This is a genomic window from Pyruvatibacter sp. (genome assembly GCF_040219635.1).
Taxonomy (GTDB): domain Bacteria; phylum Pseudomonadota; class Alphaproteobacteria; order CGMCC-115125; family CGMCC-115125; genus Pyruvatibacter.
Genome location: NZ_JAVJSC010000003.1, coordinates 978,279 through 998,748 on the forward strand (window position 1 = coordinate 978,279; position 20,470 = coordinate 998,748).

Annotated in this window: 15 protein-coding genes, 1 tRNA gene and 1 riboswitch; of the genes, 8 read left to right on the forward strand and 8 right to left on the reverse strand. The window is 59.0% G+C overall.

The features are described from left to right. Window positions 1-228 precede the first annotated feature (228 nt). Both RIB87_RS08105 and RIB87_RS08110 read left to right on the forward strand, forming a co-directional pair. On the forward strand, window positions 229-1,554 hold the full coding sequence (locus RIB87_RS08105; protein WP_350145365.1) for an efflux RND transporter periplasmic adaptor subunit: 1,326 nt from the start codon (window positions 229-231) through the stop codon (window positions 1,552-1,554). Window positions 1,555-1,559: 5 nt separating this feature from the next. After that, window positions 1,560-4,799 (forward strand): efflux RND transporter permease subunit, encoded by a 3,240-nt coding sequence (locus tag RIB87_RS08110; RefSeq protein WP_350145367.1) that lies wholly within the window; start codon window positions 1,560-1,562, stop codon window positions 4,797-4,799. Between the two features lie 56 nt (window positions 4,800-4,855). Here the strand turns inward: RIB87_RS08110 and RIB87_RS08115 are convergent, their stop codons facing one another. From RIB87_RS08115 to RIB87_RS08130, 4 genes are all read right to left on the reverse strand, one after another. Next, complete coding sequence (locus RIB87_RS08115; protein WP_350145369.1) at window positions 4,856-6,859, reverse strand: SDR family oxidoreductase; 2,004 nt, start codon at window positions 6,857-6,859, stop codon at window positions 4,856-4,858. 128 nt (window positions 6,860-6,987) lie between these two features. Beyond that, a complete protein-coding gene (locus RIB87_RS08120; protein WP_350145371.1) occupies window positions 6,988-8,445 on the reverse strand; it encodes a TrkH family potassium uptake protein in 1,458 nt (485 codons plus the stop codon). Window positions 8,446-8,539: 94 nt separating this feature from the next. After that, window positions 8,540-8,983, reverse strand: a complete 444-nt coding sequence (apaG, locus tag RIB87_RS08125; protein WP_350145614.1) for a Co2+/Mg2+ efflux facilitator ApaG/CorD — start codon at window positions 8,981-8,983, stop codon at window positions 8,540-8,542. A gap of 59 nt (window positions 8,984-9,042) precedes the next feature. Then, on the reverse strand, window positions 9,043-10,257 hold the full coding sequence (locus tag RIB87_RS08130; protein ID WP_350145373.1) for an O-succinylhomoserine sulfhydrylase: 1,215 nt from the start codon (window positions 10,255-10,257) through the stop codon (window positions 9,043-9,045). Between the two features lie 91 nt (window positions 10,258-10,348). Next, window positions 10,349-10,428, reverse strand: a riboswitch (SAM riboswitch). A 140-nt stretch (window positions 10,429-10,568) separates the two neighbouring features. On the opposite strand from RIB87_RS08130, the gene RIB87_RS08135 reads away from it, so the two are divergent. The 5 genes from RIB87_RS08135 to RIB87_RS08155 all read left to right on the forward strand — a co-directional run bounded on the left by RIB87_RS08135 (window position 10,569) and on the right by RIB87_RS08155 (window position 14,635). After that, window positions 10,569-11,723, forward strand: coding sequence for a 2'-deoxycytidine 5'-triphosphate deaminase (locus RIB87_RS08135; protein ID WP_350145375.1), 1,155 nt, complete (start codon window positions 10,569-10,571; stop codon window positions 11,721-11,723). Continuing rightward, window positions 11,720-12,091: a CidA/LrgA family protein gene (locus RIB87_RS08140; RefSeq protein WP_350145377.1), complete on the forward strand. Its 372-nt coding sequence runs from the start codon at window positions 11,720-11,722 to the stop codon at window positions 12,089-12,091. The genes RIB87_RS08135 and RIB87_RS08140 overlap by 4 nt, the downstream gene beginning before the upstream one ends. After that, window positions 12,088-12,771: an LrgB family protein gene (locus RIB87_RS08145; protein WP_350145379.1), complete on the forward strand. Its 684-nt coding sequence runs from the start codon at window positions 12,088-12,090 to the stop codon at window positions 12,769-12,771. Before RIB87_RS08140 ends, RIB87_RS08145 begins: the two co-directional genes overlap by 4 nt. Before the next feature lie 70 nt (window positions 12,772-12,841). Further along, a tRNA-Gly gene (locus RIB87_RS08150) sits at window positions 12,842-12,915 on the forward strand. A 139-nt stretch (window positions 12,916-13,054) separates the two neighbouring features. Then, window positions 13,055-14,635: a VWA domain-containing protein gene (locus tag RIB87_RS08155; RefSeq protein WP_350145381.1), complete on the forward strand. Its 1,581-nt coding sequence runs from the start codon at window positions 13,055-13,057 to the stop codon at window positions 14,633-14,635. Here the strand turns inward: RIB87_RS08155 and RIB87_RS08160 are convergent. Further along, window positions 14,632-16,518 (reverse strand): glycosyltransferase family 2 protein, encoded by a 1,887-nt coding sequence (locus RIB87_RS08160; protein ID WP_350145383.1) that lies wholly within the window; start codon window positions 16,516-16,518, stop codon window positions 14,632-14,634. The two genes, RIB87_RS08155 and RIB87_RS08160, sit on opposite strands and share 4 nt — an antisense overlap. Window positions 16,519-16,774: 256 nt before the next feature. Between RIB87_RS08160 and RIB87_RS08165 the strand changes: the two genes are divergently transcribed. Continuing rightward, window positions 16,775-17,656 carry an SDR family oxidoreductase gene (locus tag RIB87_RS08165; protein WP_350145616.1) on the forward strand — a complete coding sequence of 294 codons (882 nt, stop codon included), beginning with the start codon at window positions 16,775-16,777 and terminating at the stop codon, window positions 17,654-17,656. A gap of 89 nt (window positions 17,657-17,745) precedes the next feature. Here RIB87_RS08165 and RIB87_RS08170 read toward each other — a convergent pair whose 3' ends face one another. The 3 genes from RIB87_RS08170 to RIB87_RS08180 all read right to left on the reverse strand — a co-directional run bounded on the left by RIB87_RS08170 (window position 17,746) and on the right by RIB87_RS08180 (window position 20,442). Next, window positions 17,746-18,321: a hypothetical protein gene (locus tag RIB87_RS08170; RefSeq protein ID WP_350145385.1), complete on the reverse strand. Its 576-nt coding sequence runs from the start codon at window positions 18,319-18,321 to the stop codon at window positions 17,746-17,748. Between the two features lie 96 nt (window positions 18,322-18,417). Then, entirely contained in the window at window positions 18,418-19,407 is a 990-nt protein-coding gene (locus RIB87_RS08175) for an NADPH:quinone oxidoreductase family protein (protein WP_350145387.1), read from the reverse strand. Then, complete coding sequence (locus RIB87_RS08180; protein ID WP_350145389.1) at window positions 19,408-20,442, reverse strand: alpha/beta hydrolase; 1,035 nt, start codon at window positions 20,440-20,442, stop codon at window positions 19,408-19,410. Window positions 20,443-20,470 lie beyond the last annotated feature (28 nt).

Genomic DNA, 20,470 nt, shown 5'->3' on the forward strand with positions numbered 1-20,470 from the left:
CGTAAGAGTGAAAACCGTTGAATATCCGGGATTTTGCGCGTTGTTGCGACGGAATCCCGCAAGCTGGTCGTTTGCTACAGAGCAATCCAGACCGCATAACAGGGTCGTATATCATTTAACGTGCAACAAAGAACTGTCAGCACCTGTTCAGGCTGCGTAGTGCATTCATTCATTCCCTTCAAACCCAGCAGATGAGACGACCGCCCTTAACGCCCTGAAAGGCCCTTGATGTTGGATCGCTACGAGGACGAAGAAAAGCCGGGTCGCTTTTTCAACAAAGCGCACACCCCGTTGCTGCCAGGTGAAGAACCTCGGCGTCCGCTATGGCGCCGATTTCTGCCTGTGTTGATTATCGCCGGTGCCGCTGGCCTTGTCGCAGTGTTGATGTTGACCCGTCCCCAGCTTGTGCCCGAGCCACCCCAGGAGCGTGTATGGACAGTGCAGGCCGCCAGTGTTGCGTTTGCTGACGTGCAGCCCGAACTGCAGGTGTTCGGTGAAGTCGTGCCCGGTCGCAAGGTGGAGCTGCGTGCGCTGGTCACCGGCGAAATACTTGAAACCGGCGTAAACTTTCGCGAAGGCGGCATCATCAAGGAAGATGATTTGCTGGTGACGATTGACCCGTTCGACTATGAAGCCGCCCGTGATGAAGCCAGCGCCCAGCTTGGGGAGGGCAAGGCACGCCTGTCAGAAATCCGCGCCCGCGCCGTGCTTGAGGCGCAGGCACTTGAAAGTGCCCGCGATCAACTGGTGATCCGCCAGCGCGACCTCAACCGCGCCGTGCGCCTTGCCAAGGGCGGCAACATTTCCCAGAAAACTGTCGATGATCGTCGGCTTGCCGTCTCCCAGCAGGAAGCAGCGGTAGATCAGCGCGAGAGCAATGTTGTCGTTGAGCAATCGCGTGTCGAGCAGCAGCAGGCAACCATCCAGCGCCTTGAAGTTGGTCTGCGCCGCGCTGAGCGGGATCTGTCAAACACACGCATCGTGGCACCCTTCACCGGCTTTGTTGGTGGCGTTGCGGCAGAGCAGGGCCAGCGTGTGACGCTCAACGGCAAGATTGCCGATCTGACCGACGCGGACCGGCTGGAAGTCCGCTTTACCCTGTCAGACGCGCAGTATGGCCGGATCATCGCGGCGGAAGGGTCTGTGACCGGGCGTGAGGCCCGCGTCATCTGGCGCGTTGGCAACCGCGCGGTCGAGTATGATGCAGTGATCGAGCGTGTCGGGGCTGAGATATCGGCCGCCTCAGGTGGCGTTGAAGCTTTTGCAAGGCTGGAGACAACCGGCACTGACACACCCCTGCGGCCTGGTGCCTTCGTTGAAGTGCGTCTGCCTGACACCCGCTATACGCAGGTGATACCGTTGCCCGAAACAGCGCTCTACGAGCAGGGCACGGTCTATGTCATTGCGGACGGACGTCTGGAGGCCCGCAACGTTGAGGTTGCCGCCCGCACGCCTGATGGCATTCTGGTCAGCGGCAACCTTGCAGCCGACGAGCGCGTGCTCGTTACACGCTTTGCTGAGGCTGGCCCCGGTGTGCGGGTTGAGGAGCGCTAGATCCGATGGCACGCGATCCTCGCAAAAACACGACGCCTGACGCGGATTACCCGTCTCACATTTCGCCCGAACACCGGCCGCGCGGTATTCTTGGGTTCTTCGTTGTTCATCGCAACGCTGCGAACCTGCTGATGGGGCTTTTGGTTGTCGCGGGTCTGTTTGCTCTTGCCCGGCTCAATACACAGTTCTTTCCAAACACGGACATTCCCTTCATTTCTGTCACCGTCGCATGGCCGGGTGCCAGTGCGGAAGATGTGGAAGGCAATATCGTGGAGGCCATAGAGCCGGAAGTTCGCTTCCTGGATGGCGTCGACAGCGTTGAAAGCTACGCGCGCGAAAGTGTTGCGCAGATTGTCATCGAGTTCTCGCCCTCTGCTGACATGCAAAAAGCACTGTCCGACATTGAACAGGCAGTGGCATCTGTCACCACGCTTCCGCAAGATAGTGAGCGCCCGGTCATCAGCCGTGCGATCCTGTATGAATCCGTTGCCGCACTGGCCATCTCAGGTCCGTTCACGGAAGCATCGCTGCGCGCCTATGCGAAAGACATTCGCGATGTGCTGCTGAGTGCCGGCGTGGACCGGGTGGTGATGCAGGGCGTACGTGACCCTGAGCTGATTGTTGAAGTATCGGAAGCTGATCTGCGTCGTCTTGATTTGTCGGTCGGTGATGTCGCCAGCCGCATCCGTCAGGTGAGCCAGGACTTGCCGTCGGGCACTCTGGAAGGTGCGCAGGAAAAACAGCTCCGCTCTATCGGGCTTGCGACCGACCCGGAGAGCCTGGGCACTATCGAGATCAAGTCGCTGGCGGGCGGCGAAAAAGTACTGCTGCGTGACGTCGCACAGATCCGCGAAGGTTTTGACGAGACCCAGCCGACGGGGCTGCGCGCCGGGCAGATGGCAATCAAACTTGATATCCAGCGTGCCACCACGGCGGATACGCTTGAGGTTCAGGACAAGGTTGAAAAGGCGCTGGCCGGGTTGCGGCCAACGCTGCCGCCGACCCTCAACGTAGAGCTGTTTGACGTGCAGGCTGATCTTGTGGTCGAGCGCGTCATGCTGTTGGTCAAAAACGGCCTTGGCGGCCTCGCGCTGGTGCTGGTCATCCTGTTTATTTTCCTCAACGCGCGCATTGCGTTTTGGGTATCAGTCGGCATTCCCGTGGCCATGATGGCAACGCTCGGCGTGATGGCGGTGACGGACCAGTCCATCAACATGATCTCTTTGTTTGCGCTCATCATGACCATCGGCATCATTGTGGATGACGCGATTGTGGTGGGTGAGCACGCCACCACCCTGCGCGAGCGCGGTCATCCGCCGTCTGTGGCGGCCTATCTGGGGGCCAAGCGGATGTTTGGGCCGGTTCTCGCGGCCATTCTCACAACGGTTGCGGCCTTCGCGCCGATTTTGCTGATCGGCGATGTCATCGGCCAGATGCTCTCGGCCATGCCGTTGGTGGTGATGGCGGTGATGGTCGCCAGCCTTGTTGAGTGCTTTTTGGTATTGCCCGGCCACATGCGACATGCGCTTGAAGGCGGCATGGAGCAAAGCCGGTTTCATACCTGGTTCAACGGCCATTTTGCGCGGTTTCGCGACGGTGTGTTCAAGCGCATTGTCACCGCCAGTTTTGATCAGCGCTACACAACGGTTTCGATCGCCCTCGCAGCGCTTATTCTGTGCATTGGCCTGATGGCATCCGGCAGGGTGGGGTTTCAGTTCTTCCCGTCACCTGAAGGTGAAACCGTCAATGCGTCTGTGGTGTTTGCCCCTGGCACGCCGCGTGAGGAAACAGCGCGTGCGCTTGGCATTGTTGATGAAGCGCTGCGGCGTGCTGAACAAAACCTCACCGGTGAAGCAGGCTCGCTGGTTCAGATTTCATATGGCACGGTGGGCCAGACCGGCGGGTCATTCAGCGTTACCAACGGCGATAACCGCGGCAATCTGCAGGTGGAGCTGGTGGCATCGGAGCGGCGCACGGTGCGGACCCGTGATGTGATTTCTGCGTGGCGCGCTGAACTGCCTCCTATTCCGGGCATGGAAAGCGTCACCATAACCGAACAACAGGGTGGACCTCCGGGGCGCGATCTTGATATTCGCCTCACAGGTGGCAGCCCGCGTGAGCTTAAGGCTGCTGCCCTTGAGGTGCGCGATCTGCTCGCGGCTTTTGAAGGCGTTTCGGATGTGGACGACGACCTTCCATATGGCAAACAGGAACTTATCCTGGGGGTCAGTCCGCGTGGTGCGGCCCTTGGGTTCACAACCGAGAGTGTGGGCCGTCAGGTGCGCAACGCCTTTGAGGGTGCAATCTCCAAACGGTTTGCCCGCAATGACGAGGAAGTGACGGTTCGTGTTCAGTTGCCGGAGCGCGAACAGTCGCGCGCACTGGAAGATTTGTTCCTTCGTACGCCTGCGGGCCTTGAGGTGCCGCTTACGGAAGTTGTGACGATTACGGAACAATCCGGTTTCTCCCGATTGCGCCGCGAAGATGGTACCCGGTTTGTCTCGATAACCGCGGAAGTTGACACAAATGCCACGCGATCAAACGCCGTGGTGCAAAGTTTGCGTACAACCGGACTGCCGGAAATCGCCGCGAAATATAATCTGGACTTCGATTTTGCCGGCCGTGCCGAGGAGCAGGCGGAAGCATTCAATGATCTGGGGCTTGGTGCGCAGATTGCGCTTGTTTCGATCTACATCATTCTGGCCTGGGTGTTTGCCAGCTATGCCCGGCCTATTGTGGTGATGACCATCATTCCTTTCGGCCTGATCGGTGCCGTCCTTGGCCATCTGGTCATGGGCTTCGACCTGACGCTGCTGAGTTTCGTCGCGCTGCTTGGCCTGTCCGGTATTCTGGTCAACGACTCGATCATTCTCGTGGACCAGATCGATAATCGGCTGGATGACGGTGAAAGCGTGCGCGATGCCGTGATCGGCGGTGTGCAGGATCGTCTGCGCGCTGTGCTGCTGACTTCGCTCACCACTGTGGGTGGTCTTTTGCCGCTGCTGTTTGAAACCAGCCTGCAGGCGCAGTTCCTGCTGCCCATGGCCATTACCCTTGCCTGGGGACTGGCAACAGCCACGTTCCTCGTGTTGCTGGTGGTGCCCGCCGTGCTCGGCATACAGGAAGACGCCCGCGCCCTGTTTGGACGCAAGCGTTCCTCCCGCACGGTTGATATTGACCTTGAGGCGTATGAAGCGTTGCCCGACGATGACAAGGTCAGGCGGATACCCCGGCCGGGCGAGTAGCCCGGCCGGCATAAAGCTGGGGGGACCGGGCGAATAGCTCGACCGGGTTCCGGTTTCTACCAGTGAATGCCGCGGGTCAACATGGCCAGCGCAACGGCTTCGTTGCTCACCTTCTGCTGTGGTTGGGCACCATCCTTCTTTGCACCCCGCGCGGCGTCTGAATCGGGGAACAGCCGATAGGTGGTGTTGAAGATCGTGTTCATCGCCTTGGGCGCGAGCGCCCACAACACCTGTGCAAACGTGCCAAGGCGCGTGCTTACACTGGTCGGCTTTTCAACGATTGCCCGGCAAATGAGGTTGGCTGCTTCTTCCGGTGCCAGCGTGGGCACATGGTCATACATTTTGGTGGGTGCAATCATTGGTGTACGGACCAACGGCATATACACATTCGTGAAGTAAATGTTGTTATGCTGAAACTCCGGTTGCGCACACGAGGAAAAAGCCCCCAGCGCCGCCTTTGACGCTACATACGCCGAGAAACGTGGCTGGTTGGCCTGCACACCGATGGACAGCACATTGATGATCTGCCCGCCATTCTGCTCAACCATGTGCGGCAGGAAGCCCATGATGAGGCGCAGAGCGCCGAAATAATTGAGCTGCATGGTACGCTCAAAATCGTGGAAGCGGTCATAGGACAGTGACACAGACCGCCGGATAGAGCGGCCCGCATTGTTGACCAGAATGTCCGCGCGCCCCAGATCATCAATTACGCGCTTCACGAACTTGTCGCAGTCCTCGATTTCCGCAGCATCAAGGGTATAGGTATGAACCTCGCCCTTGCCCTTCTTTTTGAGGTGAATCTTCGTCTCGGCCAGGGTCTCCGCTGTACGTGCGGCGATGACGGTAATGGCACCTGACGCCACAAGTTTTTCAGCGACTGCAAGGCCAATACCGGATGTGGCACCGGTGACTATGACCACCTTGCCTTTGACGGCACCCGACAATGTGCGGTCCTGGAACAGGGCGGGGTCAAGGTTGCGTTCCCAGTAGTCCCACAGCACGGCTGCGTAGCTCTCCAGTGGCGGGCAGGCAATGCCTGAGCCCTTGAGCGCGGAGGCGGCGTCGCGGTTATCGAACTTGGTGGGATAGTTGATGAACTTCATGGTGGCGCGGGGGATGCCAAAATCTGCCAGCACGCCGTCTGTGATGGTGCGAACGGGCGGAAGATTTTTCACGCCGTCGCGCACAGCCTTGGGAATGAAGTTGAACAGGCCCGCGTCAATGCGCATGGCGAACTCAGGCCCGTGGCCGGCGCGCGCAAATGTGTTGAGCACTTCACCAATGCGCATCGCGTCGGGGTTGGTCAGGTGAAAGGTTTTGCCGTTGAGGCCCGTCTTGTGGGCGATGTGGTCCATGGCGTTGGCCACATAGTCCACCGGCACAATGTTCATGTTGCCGCCTTCAATACCCACCAGCGACAGCCAGCGCGGCACCGAGTTGCGAAGACGTTGCAGCATCTTGAAAAAGAAATACGGCCCGTCGATCTTGTCGATGAAGCCGGTTTTGCTGTGTCCCACCACGATGCCGGGGCGGTAGATACGCCACGGCAGGGTGCATTCCTCGCGCACGACCTTTTCGCTGTCGTGCTTGGTGCGGAAGTAGGGGTGCTCGTTGGGCTCCCATTCCTCAAACATGTCCTCACGCCAGTAGCCGTTGAACAGCCCGGCGGCGGCAATGGAGCTTGTGTGGTGGAAGCACTTCGCGTTGACCGCTTCAGCAAAGGTGACCGCATTGCGTGTGCCTTCAACGTTGGCGGTCAGCTGTGTGGCGGCGTCTTCGTTGGCGATGTCATAAATCGCGGCCAGATGAAAAACGTTGCCGATCTTGCCTTTAAGAGTGGAAATCTGCTTGGGCGATACACCAAGGCGCGCTTTGGCCAGGTCGCCGGTCACAGGAATAATCCGCTTCTCGGCGTCGCCGCCCAGGTCGTCCAGCAGCGCTTTCAGTTTGCCCTTGGAGCCTGACCGCACCAGCACATAAATCTTGCCGTTGCGGGCAAGCAGGTTTTCCAGCAGATGCCGGCCAATAAATCCGGTCGCGCCGGTCACAAAGCTGTCCATCGGACATCCTCCCCAAAGTGAAACTTTTCAAACCAGCGGGCTCTTTTGGTGGCCCGCTATTGGTAGCTTGGGGAAAAGACTAGGCGAAACCAGCGCCGGGTGCAGGCAAAAAGTGGGATTTTTGAACCCTAAGATCGCCAAAAGATGCGCGAAAACAGGATCAGCACCGTGAACAGCTCCAATCGACCGATCAACATGCCGATGGCCATCAGCCATTTGGCCGTATCGGGAATACCGGCAAAGTTGGCGGACGGACCAACTTCAGGTCCAAGCCCTGGACCAACATTGGCAATCGAGGTGGCTGCGGACGAAAGTGCTGTGAGCGGTTCAAGCCCTGTGAACGTGAGCAGCAACGCCAACCCGCCAAAACAGGCGATGTAGAGAAAAAAGAAACTCATCACTGACGCTGAGACGCTTTGCGGAATGGCGTTGCGGTTGTAGTGCGGTACAAAAATACCGTGCGGATAAATCATCTGCCGCAAATTGCTGAGGCATGTCGCAAAAATAACCTGCACGCGGAAAATCTTGAGGCCACACGATGTGGAACCTGAGCATCCGCCGATAAACATCAGTATAAAGAATAATGCGATCGCGAACGGTCCCCACGCGCTGTAGTTCTGGGTGGCGTAACCTGTGCCGGTCATAATGGAAATAACATTGAAGGCCGCGTACCGAACCTGCGCTTCAAGTGTTCCTTCCAGCCCGCGCGTGATCTGGTAAATAACCATGGCAACAATCGCGACACAGAGAATACCCAGAAACACCCGCACCTGGGTGTCTGCCAGCAGCGGCTTTGCCTTGCCGCGAAACGCCTGGATATACAGAACAAACGGCAGACTGCCCGCAATCATGCCGAAGATGATGACGTAATGAATGGCCGCATTGTCGTAAAAGCCAACCGATGCATCGCGGGTGGAATACCCGCCGGTCGCAATGGTCGTCATGGCATGGTTGATGCCGTCAAAGAAGTTCATGCCGGCAATCCATAGCGCGAACGCTGTCGCCACCGTAAAGGCCACATAAACAAACGTGATGGACCCGGCGAGGCCGGCGGCACTCGGCAGCACTTTTTCCGGCGTGTCAAATGCCTCCACCTTGAAGAGCTGCATACCGCCCACCTGCAGGATGGGCAGAATGCTGACCGCCATTACAATAATCCCGATACCGCCGAGCCATTGCAGCAGTGAGCGCCACAGCAACAGCCCCGGCGGCGCCGTATCCAGTCCAGAAATCACGGTGGAGCCGGTGGTGGTAAGCCCCGACATGCTTTCAAAAAAAGCATCGGTGTAGGACAGCTCAAGCTCGGAGAACAAGAACGGGACCGCGCCGAAGGCAACAAGCGCCAGCCACACGGCGGGCACCAGCACAAACGCCTGCTTCAGTGTCATGGTGCCGGCGCTGCCCCAGTTCATCAGGGCAAGGCTGACACCAAAAAAAGTTGTGACGATTGCCGACGCCAGAAACACCCGCCAGTCCGGGTGGGACACTGCCGCATCATAAAGAGCAGGCAGCGCCATAGATATGCCCAGCGTGATGAGCAGAATGCCCACAACCAGCAAAATTGGCCGCGCATCAAACACGCCCATGGGGCTTGTCTCCCTTGCCGGGCTCGCCGGTGAATCAATCTGCGTTACCGCAGTGTAAGGGGCAAATGGCTGATTTGGTTAGCGTCAGCGTGTTTTAGTTGATGCGCTTGTAGTCGTGCGGGCTGTCCAGCGAGAACGCCGGAATGACGACCTCAAAGCTGTCGCCCCCGGCCGACACCATGCCGTAGGTCCCGCTCATGATGCCCGATGGCGTCGGCAGTGGTGCGCCTGAGGTATATTCAAAGCACTCACCCGGCTCAATGACCGGCTGTTCACCCACCACGCCGTCCCCGCGCACTTCCTGCACCCGGCCAAATGCATCCGTGATCCGCCAATAGCGATCGCGAAGCTGCACGCTTTCGCTGCCTTCGTTTTCAATCTCCACCTCGTAGGCCCACACATAGTGGTCCTCAGAGGGTTCTGACTGGTCATCCAGATAGACGGGCCGCACGCGCACGCGAATGTTGCGGGTCAGCGCATCATAGAAGAAGTCGTCGTCAATCACGTCGCCATCCCAGTTCGCCTCGGCGAAATCCATGAATATCGGGTCTGCCATAGTGTTCCGGCGTCCTTATAAAACCTTTGTGACCCGCGCGGTCAGGCAACATGCTCCAGCGCGAGGCCAATGTCATCTGTCAGGTCTGCGGCATCTTCAAGGCCGACCGAAAGCCGCAGCATGGCATCTGTTATGCCAAGTTCCGCACGGGCTTCGGGTGCTAACCGCTGGTGAGTGGTGGTGGCGGGGTGCGTGATGAGGCTTTTAGCATCCCCAAGGTTGTTGCTGATCTTGATAACGCCAAGATGGTTAGCAAGGGAAAACGCCGCCGCTTTGCCGCCGTTCACCTCAAAGGCAATCATGTTGCCGGGCATGTCCATCTGCGCATTTGCCAGATTATGCTGAGGGTGGTCTGCGCGGCCGGGATAAATCACGCGCGAAATCTTCTCATGCTGACCCAGAAAGTCAGCAACGTGAATGGCGTTTTCACAGTGGCGGCGCACACGCAAATCCAGCGTCTCCAGGCTCTTAAGCATGACCCATGCGTTGAACGGACTCAACGCTGGCCCGGTCTGCCGCAAGAAGTTTGCCAGATGGTCAGTCACAAACTGGTCTGACCCCAGAACCACGCCGCCCAGGCATCGGCCCTGACCGTCAATATGTTTGGTGGCTGAATAAACCACCACATCTGCGCCAAACTCCAAGGGTTTTTGCAGGACCGGGGTGGCAAACACATTGTCCACCACCAGCCGTGCCCCGGCGTCGTGCGCTATGTCGGCCACTGCCCGCAGGTCGATGATGTCCAAAGTGGGATTTGTGGGTGTTTCGAGAAAGAACACTTTGGTGTTGGGCCGGCGCGCTGCGCGCCACTGTTCAAGATCACACCCGTCCACCAGCGTGCTTTCAATGCCAAAGCGCGGCAGCAGCTCTTCCACGATGTAGCGGCAGGAGCCGAACAGCGCCCGTGCGGCCACCACATGGTCCCCGGCATTGAGCTGGCACAGCATCGAGGCTGTTACGGCGGCCATGCCCGTTGCCGTCGCGCGGGCCGCCTCAGCGCCTTCAAGCGCAATCATCCGCTCTTCAAACATCCGCACTGTGGGGTTTGAAAAGCGGGAATAGATAAAGCCATCATTTTCGCCCTTGAAGCGGGCTTCGGCCTGTTCGGCGGTGTCATAGACATAGCCTGAGGTCAAAAACATGGCTTCAGACGTTTCGCCAAACTCTGAACGCTGGGTGCCACCATGCACCATCTGCGTCTGGGCGCGCAGTACGCGCTCCTTGCCGGATGATCTTGGTGGTTTCTGATCGCCCATACGGACATCTCCCTCGTCAGGTGCCCAAAATAAAACCCGGCCTGTTTCCCCGGCTGGCGCATCTGCCAGTCTGAAGGAACACAAAAGGCCGGGGCGCACCCGTCCGACCTTTTAGCGCTGTTGTTTAACGTGGCCGCAAGCCGGTCGGCTCAAATCACCACGGTTTTCTGTGAAACCGCCCGATAGCGTGTTTCGTCAGAACGGCGGCACAAATACGCCTGATCCCAACGCCGGTCAAGCTGGCGTGTCGCAGCGTGAATCGGGCTATGGTAGGACCACCACCACAGCAAACTGAAGTAAGCACACCGCAGATGAGTGCCGCCCCCCAAACCGACCCGACCGTTAGTCCTCGCCCCGGCATTCTGCCGGCAGACGAAATCCGCGGATTATGGGACGCTGGCGTTATCTTTGCGCAAAGCCCGCCCGCAGAAAATCAGATACAGCCGGCCAGCATTGATCTGCGGCTTGGCGAAACGGCCTATCGCGTGCGCGCCAGTTTTCTGCCCGGCCCCGGCCAGCCTGTGGCCACAAAGCTCGAAAGCCTGAAGCTGCACGAGATTGATCTGCGCAACGGGGCGGTTCTTGAAACCGGGTGCGTCTATCTTGTGCCGCTGCTTGAGAAACTTGCATTGCCCCAAGACCTTGCAGCTGCCGCCAACCCCAAGAGTTCTACCGGGCGTCTGGATGTGTTTACCCGCGTCATTACAGATGGCGCGCGTGAGTTTGACCAGATTGCACCGGGCTATCACGGCACGCTCTATGCTGAAATCAGCCCGCGGACGTTTTCCATCCTCGTGCGCACCGGCTCACGACTGTCGCAGCTTCGGCTTCGGCGTGGCAATGTCGGGGTATCCGCCGCTGACATGCTGACACTTCAGGCAGAGACAGGTCTTGTTCTGGGTGGCGGTTCCGGCGACGACGAGATGATGAATGACGCGCGCGGTATAACGCTGAGCGTTGATCTGCGCGGCGAAGCGGGTACCGGCCTCATCGGCTACCGCGCCAAACGGCATTCCGGCCTGATAGATGTGGACCGCACCAACGCCTATGATGCGCTTGATTTCTGGGACCCTGTCACTGTGCGTGGTGATGCACGCATTATTCTGGACCCGGACGAGTTTTATATTCTGGCCAGCCGCGAAGCTGTGCAGATACCCCCTGATTATGCCGCGGAAATGGTGCCATACGACCCGCTGGTAGGTGAGTTCCGCGTACATTACGCAGGCTTCTTTGACCCTGGCTTCGGAGCCGCAGAAGCAAACGGCGCTGGCGCACGCGCCGTGCTCGAAGTGCGCAGCCATGAAGTGCCGTTTATTCTGGAACACGGCCAGATCATCGGTCGTCTTGTGTATGAGCACATGGCCTCCCGGCCTGGCGAACTGTATGGCCAGTCGCTTGGCTCCAATTACCAGCGACAGGGCCTTAAACTGTCGAAGCATTTCAAGTCGCAGGAGCGCGCGGGGTGACACGGTTTGTGTTGGCTCTGGTGGGCGGCGCGCTGGCGCTTGTGGCGGCGCAGACCATCGGCACCGCCTTGGTGCAGGGCCTGGGTATCCCGGTGCCCGGTGCGGTGGCAGGGCTGGTGCTGATGCTGGCGGCGCTGACATTTGCAGGCAGTGTGCCGCAGGGGCTGGGCACACTTGCCGACGTGCTGCTGCGACATCTCAACCTGTTTTTTGTGCCTGCGGGCGTCGGCCTCATGGCACATCTGGCTTTGCTCGCGCGCGACGGCGGCGCATTGCTGGTGGCTATCAGTGTGAGCACACTTGCAGGCCTTGTTGTGGCTGGCGCGGTATTTGTCTGGGCGCGCAGACGGCAGGAGCGTGCATCGTGAGCGCGCTTCTATGGCTCGGTGCGACGGTGCTGGCATATCTGGCCGCGCTCATATTTGCCCGCCGGGTCAACGCCCACCCGCTCGCCAACCCGGTATTGATTGCATCACTGCTCGTCATTGCGTCCATGCTTGCGACAGATACAGGCATTGGCCCCTACATGGACGGTGGGCAATGGCTTTTGTTTTTACTAGGCCCGGCGACGGTGGCTCTCGCCGTACCCTTGTTTCGCAACTGGTCCGGGGTGCGTCGCGCTGCGGGGCCGTTGTTTCTGGCGATCAGCGCCGGGTCGCTGACGGCTGTAGCAACCGCTCTTGCCACGGCCTGGGCATTGGGCGCTGAAATACCCACGCTGCTGTCTTTGGCTCCAAAGTCGGTGACCACGCCCATTGCCATGGGCATTGCACACAGTACCGGTGGCCTGCAATCGCTGGCCGCGGCCATCGTGATTGTCACAGGCATCATCGGCGCTGTGATCGGGCCATGGCTCCTTAACCGGCTTGGTATCAGGGATCCGCAGGCGCAGGGGGTAGCGCTTGGAACTGCGGCGCACGGCATCGGCACGGCCCGCGCCTTCCAGCAGAGCGAAGAAAGCGGCACGTTCTCCGGCGTTGCGATGGGCGTCAACGGCATTGCCACCGCACTGGTGCTGCCGTGGCTGCTGATCTGGCTATTCGGCTGATCGCGCTTGTCATCCGCCTCCTGCCTGGACTAACGTCCGGCTCCCACACGTCATGCGTTGCGGGCAGTCCGCGGGTGTAGCTCAATGGAAGAGCAGCAGCTTCCCAAGCTGACGACGAGAGTTCGATTCTCTTCACCCGCTCCAGCGCATGTAGGGCAGCCTCGGCATCGCCCGCAAATTACCTCCCTATCGCCACATTCCGTACAGCGCCCGGCCACAAAGCGTTGGCACGGTCGCGGGCATTGCTCGCTGCTTCCGGCGTGGCAGGGGAGGAACACACACAATGCATACACTTACCTTCAATGGTCGGTTTGCCCGCACAGGTGGCTGGGCCGCAGCACTATTCGCGATTGTTTTGGCGGTGGGCGCATTTGCAGGCCACGCAAGAGCCGATGTTGACGCGCTGGATACAACCGTTCGCTACGACCAGCCAGTTATTCCACACGGCACCGACACGACAGTGCACCTGATGATTACGCTGCATTCGCCGCGCGAGGCATGGCCCGGCATCGCAGAACGCCCGCCCGTCAATCTGGCACTGGTGCTTGATCGCTCAGGTTCCATGGAAGACAAGGGCAAGCTTGAGTATGCCAAACGCGCCGCAAAGCTGGTGGTGCAGAGCCTTGGCCCCCGCGACCGGGTTGCGATTGTCGAATATGACGACCGCATCAACGTGTTGTGGCCGTCGGCGCCTGTTGAAAACATACGCGAAATACACCGCCGTATTGACAGTCTCACATCGCGCGGGAGCACAAACCTCACCGGCGGCATGATGCGCGGCGTGGACGAAGTGCTGGAACATTTTGATGCGCGCGACCTCAATCGCGTCGTCCTGCTATCTGACGGTCTGGCCAATCAGGGTGTTACCGATGCATACGACATTGCCCGCCTTGTGCGCGGTGCGCGCCGCGACGGCGTGCGCATTTCAACGATCGGCCTTGGCCTCGACTACGATGAGAACCTCATGCAGTCCATCGCCGAGAATGGTGCCGGAAACTATCACTACGTGGAACATCCCTCACAGATTGCCCGCATCTTTGAAGAAGAGCTCTCGACACTGGTGCGGACCACGGCCCGTGACATTGATCTGCGGCTGGAACATTCAGATGCTGTAAAAAACATCAATGTTCTGTCGATGGAAGATGCACGGGCGGAAGGTCTTGCTGTCGGCGATATGTTTGCCGGCGAGAGCCAGACGGTCATGCTGCGTCTCGACGTCGATGCGACGCAGGCTGATACACTTGATCTTGGCGAACTGACGATTTCCTTCGTTGACGCACGCACCGGCGAAAAGCAGAGCCGTGTTGTTGGTCTCACTCTTGCCGCAAGCAGCAATGCGCAGACCGTTGCAGAGGCACGCGATTCCGACGTGACAGTTGAAGCAGCCTTGTTTGAAGCTGAGCGCACGCATCTGCTTGCTGTTGCAGCCTATGAAGCAGGCGACAACGCACGGGCAGACGGTATGTTGGCTGATCTGGAAACCAAAGTGGCCGTGCAGGCTGATGATACCGGCGATGCCCGCCTGACGGCCAAGCTGGAAGCGTTGAGTGTTGAGCGTGAGCAGATGCAGGCGGTTGCGGCAGCCCCCCAAGAGCGCAGCGCATTTCTCAAAGGCAGCAAGCAGCGGCTGTATCAGGCCCAATCAGGCAAGCGCGACGGCTATCTCCTGGAAGTTGGCGACGAGGGTCTGGAAGTTGAGCGCCTTCAAACGGCATTGGCCGAAGAAGGTTTCTGGAGTGGTCCGGTGGACGGAAAATATACCAGGGAACTAGAGGCCGCTGTGGATAGCTATCAGGCATCAAAGGGCATGAAGGCGGATGGCATCGCCGGCCCGTCAACACTGCAAAACCTGGGACTGTACTAGTCGTTGTTGCGCGAATGCCGGGCCAGTTGCGCCAGCCGGGCGCGGCTGGCCTTGCTTATCGCGTGGCGGGTTTTTTCCCAGTAAAACGGATTGGTGATGAGTTGCCACATCGCCAGATAGGCCCCGGCTGAAATCAACGGCCAGTAAAACGGCATTGAGAATGTATCGGCTACCAGGCCTTTCTCCGGGCGCTGCCGCACCGCGGAAATGCCTGCAGCCACCGAGACGATGTATCCGCCGCCCAGAAGGGCTGCATTGAGTGCCACCAGTAGTGCGGGCACATAGGGGGCAGTCATCAACGCAAGCGCTGATCCGCTTACCACCAATCCCGCAAGCGCAATGAGCCAGATAAGAGGGTGTAAAAGGGCCGACGCTATAGATCCGCCAATCAGCAGGTGGAACCCAAGAAACCCGACACCGCCCAGCGTGCGATACAGCTCCACAGGGCGCCGCATATGCACCAACCATGTTTGTGCATATCCCTTGATCCACCGCGAGCGTTGCCGCAGCCAGTTGCCGGTCTGGCAGTTGGCTTCTTCGTAGGTCGTTGAGTCAAGAATGCCGCATTTGTATCCCTTGCCGGCGAGGCGAATGCCAAGATCGGCATCTTCGGTAACATTATAAGGGTCCCACGCGCCGACACTGCGCAGGGCGTCAATGCGAAAGTGGGTGGAGGTGCCGCCGAGTGGTATCGGCATTCCCAGACGCTCGGCTGTTGGCAGCAACAGCTCAAACCACATGTTGAACTCAATGGTGAACTGCCGGGTCAGCCAGTTTTCGTTTGCGTTGAAATATGTGAGCGGTGCCTGAAGGCACGCAACATCGTCGCCACATTTTGCGAACCCGGCGACTGCCTTTTTCAACTGCAATGGTTCGGGTTGATCTTCGGCGTCAAAAATCACCACATACTCGCCGCGTGCAAAGTGCAGCGCATAGTTGCAGGCCTTAGGCTTTGTGCGTGGTGAGGATGGCGGTACACGGATGAACTCGACATAGCTCTCCAATCCCAGTGACTTGGCCTTGTCCACGGTTTCCAGGTCATCGGCTTCCAACACGAGTTTTATGTCGAGTTTGGCGCGCGGGTAATCCAGCGCCCGCAGACCTTCTGCGAGCAGCGGCAACACGTCAGCCTCGCGAAACAAAGGCACGATTATGGTGTAAACCGGCAAATCCGCATCGTCCGGCAACACAACCTGGGCGGGGCGCGCGGCGCGTGCGGCAAGGCCTATGGGAATAGAGGCTGCGCGCAATGCCAGGACCGCAATGAAAAAGAGCCCGAAGATGAGGTTTAAAACCGCAGCCGTGACAAACGGCCATAGCGCGAAGCCTCCCGCCAGGGCGGCAACGAGAGCAAGAAAAATTAGCCGCTGCGGGCGGGTCAGGCCGAGCTGCGCCGAGTTGATAGGGTCGTGCTCTGTCAGTGCGTCGCGTGCGTTGTGTTCAATTCTGGGGTCAAACTGCGCCTGCAGGGTCCACAGCACGTCCAGCCGCGATGTAATGGCAAACGCAATGTCACCTGTGGGTGTCCAGATTCCAAGGCTGCGCCGATGAGCAATGGTTTGTGCTGCAGCAAGCGGGTCGGGCGTTGCAAATGTTGTGCGGGCACCGTCATGAGAACCGTCATGGGCACCATCATGGGCAACGGGGATGCATTCGGCAGCGATGTAGAAATCAAAGCCCTGACCGTCGAACAGATCAGCGGGAGGCGGGTTCTTGAGCACATCCACAAAAGGCAAACGCAGGTGATCTGCCAGCGTGCGGTAGAGTTGAGGCGGGCGCGCATACCCCAACGCAAGTACCGCCTGTCCAAGCGGGACATTCCATGCCGCAGCAGCCTCCAGTGCAGCCTCAAGCTGTCCGGCATCAACGACGCCGGATGACAACAGCACTTTCCCGAGGAGTTGCCGAGGCGGGGGATGTGCCCGTACAGGAGCGTTCTTTTCGGTACCGTCCGCCATTTCCCGCCCTGCTCCTGATTTTGTCGGAGCATTTCAGGCGCTGTCTGCGTGCGCAAATGTTTCTATTGTGAACGGTTTGCTACAGAAGGTTTTGCCAAATCGGGTGGCTGTGGTCTCAATGCAGCTAAGTCACGTATAAAGATCAGGCAAACTGGGAGGAAACCAAGAAATGAACGAACTGATGTTCCGGCCAAATCTGATGGCAGGTAAGCGCATTCTGGTGACAGGCGGTGGTACGGGTCTGGGCCGTGAAATGACGGAAGGCTTTTTGCGCCTTGGCGCAGAGGTCTATATCTGCGGGCGGCGGCTGCCGGTATTGCAGGAGACGGCAAAGGAACTGATGGACGCCCACGGCGGCAAGGTTCACGCCAGGGCCTGCGACATTCGCGTGCCTGAAGCTGTGGATGAAATGGTTGGTGAGATTTTTGCCGAGGGGCCGCTGGATGGCCTTGTCAACAATGCGGCAGGCAACTTTATCTCGCGGACAAAAGACCTGTCGCATCGCGGGTTTAATGCGATTGCCAACATTGTATTCCACGGGTCGTTCTACATGACGCATTCCGTTGGCACGCGGTGGATCGAGAGTGGCCACAAGGGCAATGTGATTTCGATCCTCACTACGTGGGTGTGGAACGGCGGGCCGTTCACCGTGCCGTCCGCAATGTCCAAGGCCGGTCTCAACATCATGACGAAATCGCTGGCGGTTGAGTGGGCGCCCTACGGCATTCGCCTCAATGCCATTGCGCCCGGGCCGTTTCCGACCAAGGGCGCGTGGGAGCGGTTGTCGCCGGGCCAGTCAACAGACGGCTCCGACACCGCAACCCAGGGCATTCCCATGGGCCGCGTTGGCCAGATGGATGAACTCAAGAACCTTGCGGTGTTTTTGATGGCCGATGGGGTGGACTATCTGACCGGTGAAACCATTGCCATTGATGGCGGCGGCTTCCTAGCGGGTGGCGGCAACTTCTCCCGCCTTGCAGCGCTTGGTGATGATGATTGGGCAGGCATCAAGGAGATGATCACCTCCGCCAACGATCGCGATAAGGCAAAGCGGTCTGTTTAGACGCGCAGCCTTTTTTGGCAAAAGGCAAAAGAAAAGGCCCGGACACTGAGTGTCCGGGCCTTCGCATTTCGCAAGCCTGAAAGGCTGGCTTAGTTCGCAGGTTCCGTCATGGTGTCAGCGGCATCGGAGGCGCCATCTTCAGCAGCGTCCTTTGTTTCTTCCATCATGTCTTCTGCAGCATCAGCCGCATCTGCTGCTGTATCTTCAGCCATGTCAGAGGCAGCTTCTGCACCGTCTTCGACGGCCGCTGCCGCATCTTCGGTCATTTCAGCTGCGGCATCAGCACCTTCAGCAGCAGCATCCGTTGCTTCCTCAGCGGCTGTTTCGCCAGCGCCCGTTGCACTGTCAACGGCACCGTTCACAGCGTCTGCGGTCGCATCAACAGCATCGGTCACAGCTTCGCCTGTTGCTTCCGCCGCATCACTTGCAGCGTCCATGGTTGCATCAGCAGCGTCGTCCGCTGCTTCCATGGTTGCATCAGCAGCGTCGCCTGCAGCTTCCATGGTCGCATCAGCAGCACCGGAAACAGCGTCAGATGCACTTTCCATTGCATCGCCAAGTGCAGAACCGGTTGCTTCGCCGTCGTCATTGGCGGCGTCGCCACATGCAGCCAGGCCCAGGGCAAGAGCTGCGGCAGCGGTTAGTGTCAGTGTTTGTTTGATCATTCTTGCAAAACCCCGGATTTGGCCCCGCCCGCCACATATGCGGCAGGCCTGCAGGGCGGGCCCGCGGCCCCCTACTTGTGAAACTCACCGCGAAAATTACGGCTTGACGACCACTTTGCCTATCACAGCCCGGTCACGCAACTGACACATGGCTTCGGCAGCCTGATCGAGTGCAAAAGTTGCGCAAACATATGGCCGAATTGTGCCCGCGTTAGCCATAGCGTCAATTGCTGCGATATTTTCAGCACCTTTCGCCGGGTCCCTGCGGCCATATTCCCCGGCGCGCACGCCAACAACTGAAAACCCCTTGATAAGCGGCATATTTACCGACACATCAGGTATCCGCCCACTGGCAAAACCGATGACCAGAAGCCGCCCGCCCCAGGCGATGCAGCGCACGCTTTCATCAAAAACATCACCGCCGACAGGGTCATAAACCACGTCAGCACCCTGACCGCCGGTCAGTTCCTTGACTTTGTCCTTGAAGCCCTCGCGCACGTCCAAAACATGGTCAGCGCCGCGTTTGGCAAGCACATCAAGTTTTTGCTGTGAGCTGGCTGTTGCAATTACCGTGGCACCCATCTGCTTGCCCAGATCAACCGCAGCCATGCCTACACCACCCGCAGCGCCATGCACCAAAAGCGTTTCGCTTGGCCGAAGGTGCCCGCGCCGTTCAAGCGCCACATAGGCCGTGAGATACGCGGTCGTGTACCCTGCAGCCTCTTCATATGACATGCCCTGCGGCATTGGGCGGCAGGCTGAGGCGGCGGTGTTGGCCCCTTCCGCCATGCCGCCGGTGCGCAACCCCGCCACGACCCTGTCGCCGGGTTTGAAGGCTGAAACGCCAGGGCCAACCAAAGTCACATCACCGGCCGCCTCCATGCCGGGCGTAAACGGCATCGGCGGTTTGAACTGATATTTGCCCTGCACCATCAGCAGATCAGGAAAGTTGACCGCACACGCCTTGATCGCAATCTGGATTTCGCCGTCGCCAGGCGGTGGCAGTTCAATTTCCTCAAGGTCAATCTGCGTGATGTCCTCTGAGAGACCGTTCACACGCACGGCACGTACACGAACAGTGCTCATCTAGGAAGCCGCCTGAAAAGCTGATGCCAGATCGTCAATGATCTCGTCAGCAACAGCGGCCGCGCGCTTTGATACGCCACCCATGGCCGTGAACCCGTGAGGCATGTCGCCATATTCGCGGAACGTCACCGGCACGCCTGCCTGCTCCAGCCGCTTTGCAAACGCTTCGCCCTGATCACGCAACGGGTCAAACCCTGCGGTGTACACCAGTGCGCGCGGCAGGCCCGACAGATCCTCCACCAGACCTGGCGATGCCTTGGGCGACGTCTTGTCGGCATCTGCGGGCATATACAAACGTTCAAACCACCGCATGGTACTTGTGTTCAGCGGTGCGCAGTCGCCACACGAAATCATGGTGCCTCCGTCTGCCGTCATATTCACCCACGGGTAAATCAAAAGCTGTACATTCGGGCTGGTTTCACCGGCGCGTTTCATTTCCTGTGCAACAATCGCCGCAAGCATTCCGCCGGCGCTATCACCGCCGACGCCAACCATGTCCGGTGTGCCGCCAAACTCAGTGCTGTGGTCGCGAACCCATCGGAAAGCGGCTATGGCGTCGTCGGCTGCTGCCGGAAAAACATGTTCGGGCGCCATCCGGTACTCGACCGAGATAACCCCGGTGCCTGTTTTGGCTGCTATGTGCGAACAAAAACTGTCGCACGCATCAAGGTCGCCGATCACGCAGCCACCCATATGAAAATAAACAAGCAATGCCTTGTTGGGCGTTGCGGATGTTGGCCAGTAATGCCGCGCGGCCATCGCGCCGCCCGGGCCGGGAATGGTCAGGTCGGTAACGCCCGCGTCTTTTGAGCGCGCTGCGTTCATCATCGCAAAGCCATCGCGGGTCGCCTGACGGGCTTCGGCAGGGGTCAACGTTTCCATCGCCGGGCCTTTGCCGGCCTGCGCTGTAAGAAAGCCGATGCCGGGGTCGATTTCGCGGCCGTCAACATTCAGTACAGCCCCTTTCGACATCCGCCTCAAAACGGGCGCGGGCAACCGCATCAGTGTACGCACGATTTTTTGTTGAGCACTCATCTGTGCCTCCGGTCAGAACACGGTATGG

Excerpts from the sequence above, each read along its gene's own strand:
- RIB87_RS08155 (WP_350145381.1), top strand. The coding sequence starts at position 13,055 with ATGCATACACTTACCTTCAATGGTCGGTTTGCCCGCACAGGTGGCTGG.
- RIB87_RS08180 (WP_350145389.1), bottom strand. The coding sequence starts at position 20,442 with ATGAGTGCTCAACAAAAAATCGTGCGTACACTGATGCGGTTGCCCGCG.
- RIB87_RS08130 (WP_350145373.1), bottom strand. The coding sequence starts at position 10,257 with ATGGGCGATCAGAAACCACCAAGATCATCCGGCAAGGAGCGCGTACTG.
- RIB87_RS08165 (WP_350145616.1), top strand. The coding sequence starts at position 16,775 with ATGTTCCGGCCAAATCTGATGGCAGGTAAGCGCATTCTGGTGACAGGC.
- apaG (WP_350145614.1), bottom strand. The coding sequence starts at position 8,983 with ATGGATTTCGCCGAGGCGAACTGGGATGGCGACGTGATTGACGACGAC.
- RIB87_RS08115 (WP_350145369.1), bottom strand. The coding sequence starts at position 6,859 with ATGGACAGCTTTGTGACCGGCGCGACCGGATTTATTGGCCGGCATCTG.
- RIB87_RS08135 (WP_350145375.1), top strand. The coding sequence starts at position 10,569 with ATGAGTGCCGCCCCCCAAACCGACCCGACCGTTAGTCCTCGCCCCGGC.
- RIB87_RS08110 (WP_350145367.1), top strand. The coding sequence starts at position 1,560 with ATGGCACGCGATCCTCGCAAAAACACGACGCCTGACGCGGATTACCCG.
- RIB87_RS08120 (WP_350145371.1), bottom strand. The coding sequence starts at position 8,445 with ATGGGCGTGTTTGATGCGCGGCCAATTTTGCTGGTTGTGGGCATTCTG.
- RIB87_RS08175 (WP_350145387.1), bottom strand. The coding sequence starts at position 19,407 with ATGAGCACTGTTCGTGTACGTGCCGTGCGTGTGAACGGTCTCTCAGAG.
- RIB87_RS08105 (WP_350145365.1), top strand. The coding sequence starts at position 229 with ATGTTGGATCGCTACGAGGACGAAGAAAAGCCGGGTCGCTTTTTCAAC.
- RIB87_RS08170 (WP_350145385.1), bottom strand. The coding sequence starts at position 18,321 with ATGATCAAACAAACACTGACACTAACCGCTGCCGCAGCTCTTGCCCTG.